This is a genomic window from Streptomyces sp. SL06 (assembly GCF_058244745.1).
The window spans coordinates 1,357,349-1,373,403 of sequence record NZ_JBSYOT010000002.1; the positions used below are offsets into that span (position 1 = coordinate 1,357,349).

General features: G+C 72.9%; 16 protein-coding genes. 7 read left to right on the forward strand and 9 right to left on the reverse strand.

The window, feature by feature from the left end; all coding sequences use genetic code 11:
- Positions 1–29 precede the first annotated feature (29 nt).
- Together AC4IHM_RS06005 and AC4IHM_RS06010 are read left to right on the forward strand one after the other, a co-directional pair.
- Entirely contained in the window at positions 30–569 is a 540-nt protein-coding gene (locus AC4IHM_RS06005; RefSeq protein ID WP_490866044.1) for a GNAT family N-acetyltransferase, read from the forward strand.
- Complete coding sequence (locus AC4IHM_RS06010) at positions 566–1,231, forward strand: YdcF family protein (RefSeq protein ID WP_490866045.1); 666 nt, start codon at positions 566–568, stop codon at positions 1,229–1,231. Before AC4IHM_RS06005 ends, AC4IHM_RS06010 begins: the two co-directional genes overlap by 4 nt.
- 26 nt (positions 1,232–1,257) lie before the next feature.
- Here the strand turns inward: AC4IHM_RS06010 and AC4IHM_RS06015 are convergent, their stop codons facing one another.
- From AC4IHM_RS06015 to AC4IHM_RS06040, 6 genes are all read right to left on the reverse strand, one after another.
- Entirely contained in the window at positions 1,258–2,409 is a 1,152-nt protein-coding gene (locus AC4IHM_RS06015; RefSeq protein WP_490866046.1) for an XdhC family protein, read from the reverse strand.
- Between the two features lie 53 nt (positions 2,410–2,462).
- Positions 2,463–3,370, reverse strand: a protein-coding gene (locus AC4IHM_RS06020) for an IS5 family transposase (RefSeq protein WP_490870743.1) whose coding sequence is annotated in 2 segments (ribosomal slippage) — positions 2,463–3,025 and positions 3,025–3,370 — 909 coding nt in all. Because the reading frame shifts where the segments join, the coding sequence is not laid out codon by codon here.
- Between the two features lie 25 nt (positions 3,371–3,395).
- Entirely contained in the window at positions 3,396–4,853 is a 1,458-nt protein-coding gene (locus AC4IHM_RS06025) for an NCS2 family permease (protein WP_490866047.1), read from the reverse strand.
- Positions 4,854–4,999: 146 nt separating this feature from the next.
- The gene (locus tag AC4IHM_RS06030) at positions 5,000–7,384 is read right to left on the reverse strand and encodes a xanthine dehydrogenase family protein molybdopterin-binding subunit (RefSeq protein WP_490866048.1); all 2,385 of its coding nucleotides are present in this window, start codon (positions 7,382–7,384) and stop codon (positions 5,000–5,002) included.
- A 2-nt stretch (positions 7,385–7,386) separates the two neighbouring features.
- Positions 7,387–7,980, reverse strand: coding sequence for a (2Fe-2S)-binding protein (locus tag AC4IHM_RS06035; RefSeq protein WP_490866049.1), 594 nt, complete (start codon positions 7,978–7,980; stop codon positions 7,387–7,389).
- The gene (locus tag AC4IHM_RS06040; RefSeq protein WP_490866050.1) at positions 7,980–8,870 is read right to left on the reverse strand and encodes an FAD binding domain-containing protein; all 891 of its coding nucleotides are present in this window, start codon (positions 8,868–8,870) and stop codon (positions 7,980–7,982) included. Before AC4IHM_RS06040 ends, AC4IHM_RS06035 begins: the two co-directional genes overlap by 1 nt.
- A 290-nt stretch (positions 8,871–9,160) precedes the next feature.
- Here AC4IHM_RS06040 and AC4IHM_RS06045 point away from each other — a divergent pair, with 290 nt between their 5' ends.
- A complete protein-coding gene (locus AC4IHM_RS06045; RefSeq protein WP_490866051.1) occupies positions 9,161–10,849 on the forward strand; it encodes a PucR family transcriptional regulator in 1,689 nt (562 codons plus the stop codon).
- A gap of 162 nt (positions 10,850–11,011) precedes the next feature.
- Positions 11,012–11,800 (forward strand): hypothetical protein, encoded by a 789-nt coding sequence (locus tag AC4IHM_RS06050; protein WP_490866052.1) that lies wholly within the window; start codon positions 11,012–11,014, stop codon positions 11,798–11,800.
- A 239-nt stretch (positions 11,801–12,039) separates the two neighbouring features.
- Here AC4IHM_RS06050 and AC4IHM_RS06055 read toward each other — a convergent pair whose 3' ends face one another.
- Genes AC4IHM_RS06055 through AC4IHM_RS06065 form a run of 3 tightly spaced genes read right to left on the reverse strand, consistent with a single transcriptional unit; the run spans position 12,040 to position 13,508 of the window.
- Entirely contained in the window at positions 12,040–12,810 is a 771-nt protein-coding gene (locus AC4IHM_RS06055) for a rod shape-determining protein (protein ID WP_490866053.1), read from the reverse strand.
- A complete protein-coding gene (locus AC4IHM_RS06060) occupies positions 12,807–13,157 on the reverse strand; it encodes a TraR/DksA family transcriptional regulator (protein ID WP_490866054.1) in 351 nt (116 codons plus the stop codon). The genes AC4IHM_RS06055 and AC4IHM_RS06060 overlap by 4 nt, the downstream gene beginning before the upstream one ends.
- A 21-nt stretch (positions 13,158–13,178) precedes the next feature.
- Positions 13,179–13,508, reverse strand: coding sequence for a TraR/DksA C4-type zinc finger protein (locus tag AC4IHM_RS06065; RefSeq protein WP_490866055.1), 330 nt, complete (start codon positions 13,506–13,508; stop codon positions 13,179–13,181).
- Positions 13,509–13,846: 338 nt separating this feature from the next.
- On the opposite strand from AC4IHM_RS06065, the gene AC4IHM_RS06070 reads away from it, so the two are divergent.
- From AC4IHM_RS06070 to AC4IHM_RS06080, 3 genes are all read left to right on the forward strand, one after another.
- Positions 13,847–14,800, forward strand: a complete 954-nt coding sequence (locus AC4IHM_RS06070; protein WP_490870772.1) for a HAMP domain-containing sensor histidine kinase — start codon at positions 13,847–13,849, stop codon at positions 14,798–14,800.
- Positions 14,801–14,802: 2 nt separating this feature from the next.
- Entirely contained in the window at positions 14,803–15,516 is a 714-nt protein-coding gene (locus tag AC4IHM_RS06075) for a response regulator (RefSeq protein ID WP_490866056.1), read from the forward strand.
- 83 nt (positions 15,517–15,599) lie between these two features.
- The gene (locus tag AC4IHM_RS06080) at positions 15,600–16,016 is read left to right on the forward strand and encodes a hypothetical protein (protein WP_490866057.1); all 417 of its coding nucleotides are present in this window, start codon (positions 15,600–15,602) and stop codon (positions 16,014–16,016) included.
- The last annotated feature ends 39 nt before the right edge of the window (positions 16,017–16,055 follow it).

Here is a 16,055-nt window from a genome sequence, read left to right on the forward strand (position 1 = left end):
ACCACCAGAACCCGAGGAGCGATACCGGCATGACAGAGATCCGGCTCGCCGACGCGGCAGACGCGGCGGTGATCGCCCGCATCCACATGGCCTCTCGGGTCACGACGATGCCGTACCTGCCCCCGCAGAAGCGCAGCCACGACCAGGTCACCCGGTGGGTCGGGAACGTGCTGCTCAGGACGTGCCGCACCTGGGTGGCGGTGCGCGGCACGGAGGTCGTCGGCTACGCCGCCCTCGAAGGCGACATGCTCGGACACCTCTATCTGAGACCGGACGTCCGCCGCCAGGGCATCGGCACACTACTGCTCGACGAGGCCAGACGGCACAGCCCTGACGGCTTGTCCCTGCACGTCTTCGAGCAGAACACCGACGCCCGCGCCTTCTACGAACATCACGGCTTCACCGTGCGCGACACCAGTGACGGCCGCCGGAACATGGAGAATCTGCCCGACATGACCCTTCGCTGGACACCGGACAACACCCTGACCGCACCCGGCGGATGGGCTTCCTCATGGACATACGACTTCAAGATTCCCGACTCGGCAACACCGGAGGGCGAGAGCGAGTGATCTCGGTGCGGGACTGGGACGATGCTCAGCGGCTGTGGGACTTTCAGCGGATGGGGCACGAGATGCGGCCGTGCTCCGTCGGGATCGGGCTCGGCAGTCATGATCTCGGAGTCGCGGAGACGAGCGCCGGTCTCTACCACCGGGGGATGATGCCGCTGATCGTCTTCACCGGGGCGACCAGCCGCACCACCCGTGACCGGATGCCGCGCGGAGAGGCCGAGCACTACCGTGAGCGGGCGACGGAGCTGGGGGTGCCGGCCGGGGCGATCCTCGTCGAGCCGCGGGCCCGGAACACGGGTGAGAACATCGCCCTCTCCCGCGCACTGCTGGAAGAGCATGGAGTCGACGTGGCTTCCGTGCTCCTCGTCAGCAAGCCGTACGAGGAGCGCCGCGCCTACGCGACGGCCCGAAAGCTGTGGCCGGAGGCCGAGTTCGTCAGCGCGTCGACGCCCGTGGCGCTCCCCGAGTACGTCGACTCGGTCCAGGACGCACGGCTGGTCGTCGACATGCTCGTCGGATCGCTGCAACGCCTGCTGGTCTATCCCGCTCAGGGGTTCATGATCCCGCAGGAGGTGCCGGACGGAGTCGTCCGGGCGTACGAGCGGCTCGTGGCGAGTGGCTTCACGAGCCGCCTCGTTCCGGGGGCGTTCGCAGGAGACTGACCCGTCGGTGGCGGGCGGCGCCGGTGTCAGGCCACCGAGCCGATGCGCCGCGCCGGTGTCGTGGGGCCGTCGTGGTGGATCGGGGTGTGGGCGCCGGTCAGGGAGGCGCCCGTGCCGCCGCGGCGGGCGGCGACGATCTCGGCGGCGATGGACAGGGCCGTCTCCTCCGGGGTGCGGGCGCCGAGGTCGAGCCCGATGGGGGACCTGAGCCGCGCCAGCTCCAGGTCGCTCACGCCGACCTCGCGCAGGCGTGCGTTGCGGTCCAGGTGGGTGCGCCGGGAGCCCATCGCGCCGACGTACGCCACCGGCAGCCGCAGCGCCAGCTTCAGCAGCGGTACGTCGAACTTGGCGTCGTGGGTCAGCACGCACAGCACGGTGCGCGCGTCGACCTCCGTGCGCCGCAGGTACTCGTGCGGCCACTCCACGACGATCTCGTCCGCGTCCGGGAAGCGGACCTGCGTGGCGAAGACGGGGCGGGCGTCGCACACCGTCACGTGGTAGCCGAGGAACTTGCCGGCCCGGACCAGCGCCGAGGCGAAGTCGATCGCACCGAAGACGATCATCCGCGGCGCAGGGACCGACGACTCGACCAGAAGCGTGAGCGGTGCTCCGCAACGCGAGCCCTGCTCTCCGATCTCCAGCGTGCCGGTGCGGCCCGCGTCCAGGAAGGCCGCCGCCTCGGCGGCCACCGTGCGGTCCAGCCCGGGATGCGCGCCGAAACCGCCGGTGCGTGAGCCGTCCGCGCGGACGGTGAGCGCGCGGCCCATCAGTTCCGCGGGACCGCTCACGATCCGGGCCACCGCCGCCGCCTCCCCGCGGGCGGCGGCGGCCAGCGCGCCCGCGAGCACCGGGCGGGCGGGGTCCCCCGCCCGCACCGGCACGACCAGGATGTCGATGACCCCGCCGCAGGTCAGCCCCACCGCGAAGGCGTCCTCGTCGCTGTAGCCGAAGCGCTCCACGACGGTCTCGCCGTCGTCCAGCGCCTGCCGGCACAGCTCGTAGACGGCCCCCTCCACACAGCCGCCGGAGACCGAGCCGATCGCCGTGCCCCCGGCGTCCACCGCGAGGGCGGCACCGGGCAGTCGTGGGGCGCTGCCGCCGACCGCCACCACGGTGGCCACGGCGAAGTCGCGTCCCTGCCCGACCCACCGGTGCAGCTCTTCGGCGATGTCCAGCATGTCTCGGTCCTCCTGGGACAAAAGGGGTGGCTGACGGGTTCCCGCGACGGCGGCTAGGGGGTGTCTGACAAATGGTCTTGGCGCGGTTCGCGGAGCCAGAGGATGAGTGCTGCGAGGTGGAGTCCGGCCCGGTAGCGGGCGGCGAGTTTGTCGAAGCGGGTCGCGATGGCCCGGAACTGCTTGAGCCGGTTGAAGCAGCGTTCGACGACGTTGCGAGCTTTGTAGAGACCACGGTCGAAGGCCGGTGGCCTGCCGCCGGCCCGGCCGCGCCGCATCCGGTTGGCCTTCTGGTCAGCCCTTTCCGGGATCACCGCCCGGATGCCCCGGCGACGCAGCGTCCGGCGGATCGCCCGTGACGAATACGCCTTGTCGGCGATGACCGCGTCGGGTCTGCGACGCGGCCGCCCGACGCCGGTCCGGGGCACTCTCACCGCGTCCAGGACCGCCTCGAAGGCTGTCGAGTCGTTGACGTTGCCGGGTGTGACGAGGACGGCCAGAGGCAGGCCCCGGCCGTCGCAGGCGAGGTGAACCTTGGTGGTCAGCCCACCGCGGGACCGACCGAGCGCCTGACGATCCGCCTCGCGTTCCGGATCTTCCAGTTCGTCCCCCGCCGACGCCCCTTTTTGCGGGCGCCGGCTGCATGCTGGTGGGCCCGACTGATCGTGGAGTCGACCGAGACCGTCCATTCCACGGCCCCGACCGAGTCGTCGCGGACCTGGACCTCTTCGAGCAGGCGCGCCCAGGTCCCGTCCGCCTCCCAGCGGGCGAACCGTTCATAGACCGTCTGCCACGGCCCGAAGCGCTCTGGCAGGTCACGCCACGGACCACCCGTCCGCAACCGCCACAACACCCCGTTGATCACCTGCCGATGATCCCGCCACGGACGCCCCCGCCCGTCAACACCCGGCAACAGCGGCGCTATCCGCTCCCACGCCACATCCGTCAGCTCACCACGACCCACCACAAGACCAATTATCAGACACGACCTAGTGCACGCCCAGCCAGCTCTCGATCGGGTTGAGGGCGAAGTAGACGAGGAAGATCGCCGCCATGGCCCACATGAAGGGGCCGATCTCCCGGGCCCTGCCCCGGGCGGCCTTGATGCCGACGTGGGAGACGACTCCGGCGGCGACGCCCGCGGTGATGGAGTACGTGTACGGCATGACGACGACGGTCAGGAAGACCGGGATCGCGGTGGCCCGGTCGGACCAGTCCACGTGCCGGGCGTTCATCATCATCATGGCGCCGATGACCACCAGCGCGGCGGACGCGACCTCCTGCGGCACGATCGCCGTGAGCGGGGTGAAGAACAGGCACAGGGCGAAGAAGGCGCCGGTGACGACCGAGGCCAGGCCGGTGCGGGCGCCCTCGCCGACGCCGGTGGCGGACTCGATGAAGACGGTCTGGCCCGAGCCGCCCGCCACACCGCCGACCGCACCGCCGGCGCCGTCGATGAACAGCGCCTTGGACAGGCCCGGCATCCGGCCCTTGTCGTCGGCGAGCCCGGCCTCGGTGCCGACGCCGATGATCGTCGCCATCGCGTCGAAGAACCCGGCGAGGACCAGCGTGAAGACGATCATGCCGACCGTCATCGCGCCGACCTCGCCCCAGCCGCCGAACTCCACCTTTCCGAAGAGCGAGAAGTCCGGCATGGACACCGCGCCGCCGTGCAGCTCGGGGGCGCCGTTGGCCCACTGCTTGGGATCGACGACCCCGGCGGCGTTCAGCAGCGCGGCGACGGCGGTGCCGGCGACGATGCCGATCAGGATGGCGCCGGGGACGTTGCGGGCCTGCAGCATGAAGATCAGCAGCAGGGTGCCGGCGAAGAGGAGCACGGGCCAGCCGGCGAGTTCGCCCGCCGGGCCGAGGGTGAGCGGGGTGGACTCGCCCTGGTGGACGAAGCCGCCCTTGGAGAAGCCGATGAGGGCGATGAACAGGCCGATGCCCATCGTGATGGCGTGTTTGAGCGCGAGCGGTATCGCGTTCATGATCATCTCGCGCAGGCCGGTGACGACCAGCAGCATGATGACCACGCCGTACATCACGCACATGCCCATGGCCTGCGGCCAGGTCATGACGGGCGCGACCTGCGAGGCGAGGACGCCGGACACGGACAGGCCCGCGGCGAGCGCGAGCGGCACCTTGCCGACGAAGCCCATCAGCAGCGTGGTGAGGGCCGCCGCGAACGCGGTCGCGGTGATCAGCGCCTGGGCGGCGAGCGTGTTCCCGGCCGCGTCCTTGCCGGACAGGATCAGGGGGTTGAGCAGGAGGATGTACGCCATCGCCATGAAGGTCGTGACGCCGCCGCGCACTTCGCGCGCGACGGTGGATCCCCGGTGGGTGATGTGAAAGTACCGGTCGAGCCAGGACCGGCCGGCCGGGACGCGGGAACCCGCGCCCGCGTCCTCGGCGGTGGTCCGTGGCTCCACTGACTGCTGGGTCATGGTGCCGTCTCCCAAGGTTCACAGGTGCCCCCGCGGTCGCGCTCGGCGAGACGCGGGATTTGGGAGGTGACAGCTCGGGGGACGGCCCGGTACTGCACCTGGATGGTCGCCGGCGCCGGGCGGGACATGCGTCCGGCGCCGAGGGGTCACGCCGTGCCGGTCAGGTGCTCCGGGCGTACCGGCGTGCGGTCGAGCGCCAGCCCGGTCGCGTTCCGGATGGCCGCGAGGACCGCCGGTGTCGACGACAGGGTGGGGGCCTCGCCGATGCCGCGCAGCCCGTACGGGGCGTGGTCGTCGGCGAGTTCGAGCACGTCGACCGGGATGGTCGGCGTGTCGAGGATGGTGGGGAGCAGATAGTCCGTGAAGGAGGGGTTGCGGACCTTCGCCGTCTTCGGGTCGACGACGATCTCCTCCATGATGGCGATGCCGAGGCCCTGGGTGGTACCGCCCTGGATCTGCCCGATGACGGACAGCGGGTTGAGGGCCTTGCCGACATCCTGGGCGCAGGCCAGCTCGACGACCTTGACCAGGCCGAGTTCGGTGTCGACCTCGACGACGGCGCGGTGCGCGGCGAAGGAGTACTGGACATGGCCGTTGCCCTGGCCGGTGCGCAGGTCGAAGGCCTCGGTCGGGCGGTGCCGCCACTCCTCCTCGACCTCGACGGCCTCGCCCTCCAGGACGTCCACGAGGTCGCGGAGGACCTCTCCGCCGTCGGTGACGACCTTGCCGCCCTCCAGGAGGAGTTCGGCCGTCGCCCACGCCGGGTGGTAGGAGCCGAACTTGCGGCGCCCGATCTCCAGTACCCTCTCGCGCACGATCTCGCAGGCGTTCTTCACCGCGCCGCCGGTGACATAGGTCTGCCGGGAGGCGGAGGTGGAGCCGGCCGAGCCGACCTGTGTGTCCGCCGGCTGGATGGTCACCTGGGTGACGCCCAGTTCGGTGCGGGCGATCTGCGCGTGGACGGTGACGCCGCCCTGGCCGACCTCCGCCATGGCGGTGTGCACGGTGGCCACCGGCACGCCGCCGACGACCTCCATGCGGACCTTGGCGGTGGAGTAGTCGTCGAAGCCCTCGGAGAAGCCGACGTTCTTGATGCCGACCGCGTAGCCGACGCCCCGCACGACGCCCTCGCCGTGCGTGGTGTTGGACAGACCGCCGGGCAGTTGCCGTACGTCGGCGCCCTCGCTGGACTCCCACTGGCGCTCGGGCGGCATGGGCATCGCCTTGACGCGGCGCAGGAGTTCGGCGACCGGCGCCGGGGAGTCGACCCGCTGTCCCGTGGGCATGAGCGTGCCCTGCTCCATGGCGTTGAGCCGGCGGAACTCCACCGGGTCCATGCCGAGTTCCCGGGCCACCTTGTCCATCTGCGCCTCGTAGGCGAAGCACGCCTGGACCGCGCCGAAGCCGCGCATCGCGCCGCAGGGCGGGTTGTTGGAGTAGAGGGCGACGGCCTCGATGTCCACGTCGTCGACGACGTACGGCCCGACGGCGAGCGAGGAGGCGTTGCCGACGACCGCCGGGGAGGCGGAGGCGTAGGCGCCGCCGTCCAGGACGATGCGGCACTTCAGGTGGGTGAGCCTGCCGTCCCTGGTCGCGCCGTGCTCGTACGACAGGCGGGCCGGGTGGCGGTGGACGTGGCCGAAGAAGGACTCGAAGCGGTTGTAGACGATCTTGACGGGCTTGCCGGTGCGCAGGGCCAGCAGACAGGCGTGGATCTGCATCGACAGGTCCTCGCGTCCGCCGAACGCGCCGCCGACGCCGGACAGCGTCATGCGCACCTTGTCCTCGGGCAGTCCGAGCACCGGCGCGATCTGGCGCAGGTCGGAGTGGAGCCACTGGGTGGCGACGTACAGCTCGACACCGCCGTCCTCGCAGGGCACCGCGAGCCCGGACTCGGGGCCGAGGAAGGCCTGGTCCTGCATGCCGAAGCAGTACTCGCCCCGGACGATCACGTCGGCCCGCCGCGCGGCCTCGTCGGCGTTTCCGCGCACGATCGGCTGGCGGTGCACGATGTTGGGGTGCGGGACGTGGCCGATGTGGTGGTCGTCGCGGTTCTCGTGGACGAGGACCGCGTCGGGGGCGGTCGCGGAGGCCTCGTCGGTGATGACGGGCAGTTCCCGGTACTCGACCTTGATCTTGGCGGCGGCGCGGCGCGCGGTCTCCGGGTGGTCGGCGGCGACGATGGCGACCGGCTCGCCGTGGTGGCGGACCTTGCCGTGGGCGAGGACCGGGGTGTCCTGGATCTCCAGGCCGTAGTTGCGCACGTCGGTCGGCAGGTCGTCGTAGGTCATGACGGCGTACACGCCGGGCGTCGCGAGGGCCTCGCCGGTGTCGATGGAGACGATCTCGGCGTGCGCGACGGTGGAGCGCAGGATCTGGCCCCAGAGCATGTCCTCGTGCCACATGTCGGAGGAGTACGCGAACTCGCCGGTGACCTTGAGGATGCCGTCCGGGCGGAGCGTGGACTCGCCGATGCCGCCCCTGGTCCGGGATCCCTGGGTGATGTCGGTGGGCGCGCCGTTGGCAGCCATGCTCAGACCCCCTCGCACTGGCGGGCGGCGGCCAGCCGGACCGCGTCCATGATCTTCTCGTAGCCCGTGCAGCGGCACAGGTTGCCCGACAGCGCCTCGCGGATGTCCGCGTCGCTGGGGTTGGGGTTGCGCTCCAGCATCTCGTCGGCGGCGACCAGCAGCCCGGGGGTGCAGAAACCGCACTGGACGGCGCCGGCGTCGATGAACGCCTGCTGGACGGGCGAGAGCGCGGTGCGCGGGGCCGGGCCGTCGCCCTCGCCGGCCCGGGAGCCGTCGCCCTTGGCCGCCCACCGCCTGGCCTCGTCCGGCGAGGTGCCGCCGCGGGCGCCGGTCGGGCAGGAGCGCTCCTTGGCGAAGTCCGCCAGGCCCTCCACGGTGACGACCTCGCGGCCCTGCGCCTGACCGGCCGCGACCAGGCAGGAACAGACCGGCACGCCGTCGAGGCGGACCGTGCAGGAGCCGCACTCGCCCTGCTCGCAGGCGTTCTTGGAGCCGGGCAGGCCCATCCGCTCGCGCAGCACGTACAGCAGGGACTCGCCCTCCCACACGTCGTCGGCTTCCTGCGGGCGTCCGTTGACAGTGAAGTTGACGCGCATTACGCGGCTCCCTCCGTTGTGTGACGGGTGCCGCGGTACGACTCCCAGGTCCAGGTGAGCGTGCGGCGGGCCATCACGCCGACCGCGTGGCGGCGGTAGCTCGCGGTGCCCCGGACGTCGTCGATCGGGTTGCACGCGGCGGCGCACAGGTCCGCGAACTGCTTGGCGGCGGACGGGGTGATGATCTTCCCGCTGTCCCAGAAGCCGCCCTCCTCCAGCGCGGCGTTCAGGAAGTCCTCGGCGGCCCTGGCCCGCACGGGCGTGGGCGCGGCCGAGCCGATGCCGGTGCGCACGGTGCGGGTCGCGGGGTGCAGCGCGAGGCCGAAGGCGCACACGGCGATGACCATGGCGTTGCGGGTGCCGACCTTGGAGAACTGCTGCGGCCCCCGGGCCTTGTCGACGTGCACGGCGCGGATCAGTTCGTCGGGCTCCAGGGCGTTGCGCTTGACGCCCCGGTAGAAGTCGTCGATCGGGATGCGGCGCGCGCCGCGCACCGACTCGACCTCGACCTCGGCGCCCGCGGCGAGCAGCGCGGGGTGGGCGTCGCCCGCCGGGGAGGCGGTGCCGAGGTTGCCGCCCACGCCGCCGCGGTTGCGGATCTGCGGGGAGGCGACCGTGTGCGAGGCGAGGGCGAGGCCCGGCAGCTCGGTGCGCAGGTTCTCCATGATCCTGGTGTAGGGCACGGAGGCGCCGAGCCGCACGGAGTCCTCGCCGACCTCCCACTCCGAGAGGTCGGCGACGCGGTTCAGGTCCATGAGGTACTCGGGCCGGCGGTGGTCGAAGTTGATCTCGACCATCACATCGGTGCCACCCGCAATCGGCACAGCGGTGGGGTGCTCGGCCTTCGCGGCGAGCGCCTCCTCCCAGCTGGCGGGGCGAAGGAAGTCCATGACCGGCTCTCTTCTCCGTCTTGGTCCGGTGGATCGTGCCAATTGAGCCAATCCGTGTGCGGCGGGCCCGGCTCGTTCATGTGGTGTTCACGGGGAGTGGACCCAGTACACCGTCCGTTGCTCCACCAGGGTCAGTAGCAGAAACCATGAAGGAGTTGGCTGGCCAGGGCGGGCATCTTGTAGATTCGTATGAAAGGGGGCCCGTGGTTACCTCCTTGTATTCCTCCGGAAACGGGCGGCCCGGCCGCGTGACCTGGAACACTTCGAGACAAGGAACGGCGGCGACGAGAATGCGGCTGCGCGCACTGCTGGAGACCGACGCGCTGGGCCTCAAGCTGCTCGGCGGCGAGGACGAGCTGGACCGCTCGGTCCTGGGTGTGATGACCACCGACCTGCGGGACCCCAGCCGCTACCTCTCGGGCGGTGAGCTGGTGCTCACCGGTCTGGCCTGGCGCCGCAACGCCGCCGACTCCGAGCCCTTCGTACGCCTGCTGGTGCACTCCGGGGTGACCGCGCTGGCGGCCGGCGAGGCGGAGCTGGGGAGCGTGCCGGAGGACCTGGTGGTGGCGTGCGTACGGCACCGGCTGCCGCTGTTCGCGGTGCACGAGTCGGTGGCGTTCGCGACCATCACCGAGCATGTCGTCCGGCAGGTCTCCGGCGAGCGGGCCGGGGACCTCGCGGCCGTGGTGGACCGGCACCGCCGGATGATGACCTCGGGTCCGGCGGGCGGCGGCCCCGACGTGGTCCTCGACCTGCTCGGCTCCGACCTGGACCTGCGGGCCTGGGTGCTGTCCCCGACCGGGCGGCCGGTCGCGGGGCCGAAGGCCGCGGGGTCCGTACTGTCCGCCGACGTACGCGCGCGACTGGCTGCGGAGCATCTCGCGGCCACCCGTGCGGGCCGGCGCGCGCCGCACCGGGTGGCCGTGGACGGCACGACGTACAGCCTCTTCCCGGTGCGCGGCAGCGGCGGCGGGCACCTCCCGCGGGAGGCGGGCGCGGCCCGGGACGTGCGCGAGTCGGTGCTGTCGGACTGGCTGCTGGTGGTGGAGGCGGACGCCGGTGACTGGGCCGGGGAGCGGCTCGACCTGCTGTACGGCGTCACCCAGCTGATCGCGGTCGAGCGGGACCGGCGGGACGCGGCGCGCACGGTGCGGCGGCGGCTCGCCCAGGAGGTCCTTGAGCTGGTGCAGACGGGTGCCGCGCCCGCCGAGATCGCGGCCCGGCTGCGGGTGGCGGCGCCGGTGCTGCTGCCGGGCCTGGGCGCGGCCCCGCACTGGCAGGTCGTGGTGGCCCGCGTCGAGTGGGCGGACGGCGCGGCGGAGACCGGCCGGGTCGCCCAGAGTCTGCTGGAGGAGATCCTCGTCGACCCGCTCGCCACCGGCCCCGAGCACTCGGACCGCATCGCCGTGGCGCACACCGGTGACGAGGCCGTCGCCCTCGTACCGCTGCCGGCGGTCTCCAGCGAGCACGACGGCTCCGAGACCGGCGTCCTCGCGGAGGCGCTGCTGGAGTCCGTACGGGACCCGCTGTCCGCGGGGCTGGACGGCGACGGGCGGGTCACCCTCGGCGTCAGCGCGGCCGTGCACTCGGCGGAGGGGCTGCGCGGCGCGCTGGAGGAGGCCCGGCACGCGCGGCGCGTGGCCGCGGCGCGCCCCGGCCGGGTGTGCGCGGCCGGCCACCAGGAACTCGCCTCGCACGTGCTGCTCCTGCCCTTCGTCCCCGACAACGTCCGCCAGGCCTTCACCGCCCGGCTGCTGGATCCGCTGCGGGACTACGACCGCCGCCACCGCGCCGAGCTGATCCCGACGCTGGAGGCCTTCCTCGACAGCGACGGCTCCTGGACGCGTTGCGCGAACCGGCTCCACCTGCACGTCAACACACTGCGCTACCGCGTCGGGCGGATCGAGCAGTTGACGGGCCGTGACCTGTCGCGCCTGGAGGACAAGCTGGATTTCTTCCTCGCACTGCGGATGAGCTGAGGCGCGGGGAGCGGGCGGGCGCCGGGCCGTTCCAAACCTCGGAACGTTCAAGTCCCACGACTTTGTGAAATTTTTCACCCATCCTCTTGGCCGGGCCGCCGGATTCATGCTGAGATGCGGCCACCACTCGAGTGCTCGATGGCGTGCCAATGGGAGGGCGACGTGGCGCATTCCGCCATGGCTGGTTCTGGTTGGGGAACGACCGACGGTGACGATCCGCTCCAGACCGCGGTGTGGCGGTTGCGCTCGCGCGCCTGCTGGACCGACGCGGCGGCCCTCCTGGAGCCGGTCACCGCGGCCGCCGCCGTGCAGCGGACCGCGCTGCTGGTGGAGCGGTGCCTCTACACCGAGCAGGGCTGGGCGGAGGCCGAGGACGCGCTGCGCACCGCAGAGGCGCTGGCCCACACCGACGAGGAGCGCGGGGCCGCCGCCTGCGAACGCGGGCAGCTCGCCTACGCGGCCACCGTGCACGGGGTGCGCGACCGGGCCGACGAGGCGCGGGCCGCGCTGGGCCGGGCGGCGGCGCTGATCGCGCCGGGGGCCGGGGGGCGGGCGCTGCTGGACTTCCGGCGCGGGCTGGTCGCGGAGAACCTGACCCGTTCCCCGCAGGCCGCGCGCGCGGCGTACCGGCGGGCCCACGCCGGCGCCACCGCGCACGCCGATCCGCTGCTGCTGTCCTTCACCTGGCGGCATCTGGCCGGACTCGCCCTGCGGGAAGGGGAGCTGGCCGAGGCGCGGCACGGTTTCGCCGAGTCGCTGCGCATCCGCGAGGAGCTGGGGTACCTGGTCGGTACGGCACCGGCGCTGGCGTCGCTCGCGGACGCGGAGACGGAACCGGAGGCGTCGCGGTTGCGGGAGGAGGCGCGGCGGCTGTTCCGGCTGCTCGGCGGCGTACCGACATGGCTGGCACAGCAGTTGGCACCGCCGGCCACGGGCGCGGCGACGGCGTGACGGTCCGGCACCTCTCACCCGCCCCGGCGCGGCACCCGGGCCGTGATCGCGCGGGCCGCGCCGTGGGCGACGCCCGGGACGGCGGGGACCGCCCAGCCCCTCGCGCGGCGACTCGATGGTCCCGCCCTCCGGGTGGCCCGGGTGGGGCGGGTGCTTCCGCCGGCGGCCCGGGGACTGTGCCCGGGGGCGGGCGTGTTCACCGGACGAGGCGGGGCCGGGATGCCTCCGGTCTGCGCCGGTCAGTGGGGGGCCGTGCCTGTGGGGGACGGGCGGGAGCGTGCCGTTTCCAGGAGTTTGGCGGCGCCGCGTACGGCGGCCGTGTGCGGGGACGGTACGGCGCGCAGCGGTGTGCGCAGCCCGCCGGTGAGGTGGCCGGTGATCTCGGGCCGCAGCGCGCCCCCGCCCGCCAGCAGCGGGCCCCTGTCCAGCGCGTCGGCGGTGAGGGACGTACGGTCCTGCCGCAGCATCGAGTCCGTCATGTCGACCACCGCCTCGGCGATCCGCGCGGCCGGGGTCGACTCGTCGATGTCCCCCGTGCCCAGCGCGGTGCGGCGCGCGTCGAAGACGGCGCCGTCCACCAGGAGCACCACCTCGCACAGATGCGCGCCGATGTCCATCACGAGCAGCGGCCGGGTCAGGTCGGCGCCCGCCGCGAGGGCCACGGCCCAGGCGCCCGGCACGGTCAGCACACCGCGCGGGCGCAGCACCTCCACCGCCGTACGCGCCTTCGTCCGGTACGCGAACCCGTCCCCGTCCAGCACCGGCGCGGTCACCACGATCAGCGGACGGGCGAAGCGGGGCAGCCGGTGCCCCAGCAGCCGGTCCAGCATCCGCGCCGTGCCCTCGGTGTCGACGATGGAGCCGCGCTGGATGGGGTACACCGCGCCGGCCCCGGGGAAGGTCACCGTCGGCACGTCGAGGATCATTCCGCGCCCGGAGATCCAGACCCGGGTGCGGGCGCTGCCCATGTCGAGGGCGAGGGCGGCACGGGGCCGCCGGATCACGGTCATCGTCCCGCCTCCCGCACCTGCTGGCAGCGAGCGCAGTAGCGGGCCTGCGGCACGATCGCCAGGCGCTCGCGGTCGACGGGGCGCCGGCACAGATGGCAGGAGCCGTAACGGCCCTCGGCCATCCGCTCAAGAGCCGCTTCCACGTCGGCGAGGACCATGCGTGCGCAGGCCTCGATCTTGAGCCGCACCTCGGTCCGCGCGTCGCCACGCCGCCGGGCCGGGGCGGCCTCGATCTGCCGCAGTTGCTCCGCGCGGAACAGCCGCTGCTCCTGGAGGTTCTTCCGGAGCGCGGCGAGGTCCTCGGCCGACAGGCGCGGGTCGTGACCGATGATCTGGTTGTTCACCACTTCACCCCTCGGGCAGGGCGGTCAGGCGGCGGCACGGCGCTGGCAGGCGACGCAGTACCGCGTGTAGGGGAGGATTTCCAGGCGCTCCCCCGGGACGGGCTTGCCGCACCCCACGCAGTTGCCGTAGGTGCCCTCGTCGACCCGGGCGAAGGCCTCCTCGATCTCCTTCAGCACCCGCTCGATGGCCGCCTTCTGGGCGGACATCAGCCGGTCGTCCGCCTGGCCGCTCTCTTCGAGGGCCCGCAGCTGGGTCACGCGGGTGCCGCGGGCGTGTTCGAGGCGCAGGCGTGCCTCGTGGGCGGTCAGCCGCTCGGGGCGGGGTTCGAGACGGGAGGAGGCGTCGAGCGACACGATGAGTCCTTCTCTCGGCAGGGGTGCGGATACGACGAACGCCGGGCCGACGGGCCCGGTCCTCTCCACCATGGCCGCGCCGGCGAGGGGAAACCCATCGGGCGCAGGCCCCATTTGTCCGGGGCCGCGGGTCCCACTCGGCGGCGCGTGGAGGCGGCCGTATGGGTAGGCCGCGACCCCGAAATGGGGGTCCGGCCCCATCGACCCGGCGGGGAGGCGACAGGCACGCTGGTCGCTTGCTGGGTCGCGTTCTGGGCCGCAGTTCCCACCGAGGGTGCGCGATGACCGACAGTAGAGGCGTACCAGTCGACGCGTCGCAGAAGGAGGCGTACCCCCCGGTGTCCCTGTTCTGGCGGATCTTCGGGCTCAACGCGGTGGTGCTGGGCTCTGCCACGGCCCTGCTGCTGTGGGCACCCGTGACCGTCTCCGTGCCGGTCCTGCTGACCGAGGCCGTCATCCTGGTGGTCGGCATGAGCGTCATGCTGGTGGCCAACGGCGCCCTGCTGCGCTGGGGACTGGCACCGCTGGACCGGCTCACCAAGCTGATGACCACCGTCGACCTGCTGCGCCCCGGCCAGCGGCTGCCGGTGTCCGGCGGCGGTGAGGTCCCGGAGCTGATCCGCACGTTCAACGCCATGCTGGAGCGCCTGGAGAGCGAGCGGGCCACGAGCAGCGCCCGGGTCCTGCTCGCCCAGGAGGCGGAGCGCCGCCGTATCGCCCAGGAGCTGCACGACGAGGTCGGGCAGAGCATGACCGCGATCCTGCTGGTGCTGGGGCGGGCCGCGGACGACGCCGACGAGCCGCTGCGCGAGGAACTGCACCAGGCGCAGGAGATCACCCGGGAGAGCCTGGACGAGGTACGCCGCCTGGTGCGCCGGCTGCGGCCCGGTGTCCTGGACGATCTGGGTCTGATCAGCGCGCTGTCCTCGCTCACGCACGACTTCGCCACCCACACCGGGCTGCGGGTGGTGCGCCGCTTCGAGGCCGACCTGCCCGTACTGGACCACGAGACCGAGCTGGTCCTCTACCGCGTGGCCCAGGAGAGCCTGACCAACGCCGCCCGCCACTCGGACGCCGAGCGCCTGGAGGTGGGCCTCGGCCGGGCCGAGGGCGCGGTGACGCTCACCATCGCCGACGACGGCCGCGGCATCGAGGCGGCGTGCGAGGGCGCCGGCATCCGCGGCATGCGTGAACGGGCCCTGCTCATCGGGGCCGCCCTCGACATCACCTCGGCACCCGGCGCCGGCACCCGCGTCCGGCTCACCGCACCCGTCATCAGGAAGCAGCTCTGACCATGTCCGACCCGTCCCTGCCCGAGCCGTCCGCGTCCGACCCGTCCCCGGGGTCCGCGCCCGGCCCCGCGAAGATCCGCATCCTGCTCGCCGACGACCACGCGCTGGTACGCCGGGGCGTGCGGCTCATCCTCGACCGGGAGCCGGATCTCCAGGTGGTCGCCGAGGCCGGGGACGGCGCGGAGGCCATCGAGATGGCCCGGAGCCACGACGCCGACCTCGCGGTCCTGGACATCGCGATGCCCCGTCTCACCGGCCTCCAGGCGGCGCGCGAGCTGGCCGCGCTGAAACCGGGGCTGCGCATCCTGATGCTGACGATGCACGACAACGAGCAGTACCTCTTCCAGGCGCTGAAGTCGGGGGCCTGCGGATATGTGCTGAAGTCGGTCGCCGACCGGGATCTGGTCGCCGCCTGCCGGGCCGCGATGCGGGACGAGCCCTTCCTGTACCCGGGCGCGGTGACCGCGCTGATCCGCAACTACCTCGACCGGGTGCGGCACGGCGAGGAGACCGGGGACCACGTGCTGACGCCCCGTGAGGAGGAGGTCCTCAAGCTCGTCGCCGAGGGCCACTCCTCGAAGGAGATCGCCGAGATCCTCTTCATCAGCATCAAGACCGTCCAGCGGCACCGGGCCAACCTCCTGCAGAAGCTCGGCCTGCGCGACCGCCTGGAGCTGACCCGGTACGCCATCCGCGCCGGTCTCATCGAGCCCTGACGGCCGGGGCCCCGGCCGCCCACTCCCCGGCCGGAGCCCCGGGCTTTCCCCCCACCCGACCGCCCCCGAAAGGGAGACGGTGCATGCACCCCACCCACAGCACCGCCCCCACCGGCCGGCACCGGTTCGCGGCCGTGCTCGTCGGGCTGCTGGTCGGGCTGCTGGCGCTGGTGCCGGTCGGGACGGTGGACGGTGGGCAGGCCGGGGCCGGCGGTGGGCCCCCGGCGCACTCCGTCGGGGCCGTACCGCACCCGGCCTTCGACCACCGCGCGGACGACGGCTGTTCGCCCGGGTGCGCCGCGCAGGCCAGGGCCGTACACGACCGGCTCGGTGAGCGGCCGACGGCGCCGGAGCAGCACTGGGCCGCTGTCACGCACGGCACGGACGCCGCCCCGGCCGCCCAGGCGCGGACCGAGGCTCGGCCGGGTGCCGTGCCGGCCTCCCCCGGCCGCACGGGTCACGACCGCGGGCGGGCGCCTCCCGTGACCTCCGGCATCTGAGACACCCCCGACCCTTCACCTTCCTCGCCGCGGCCGCGC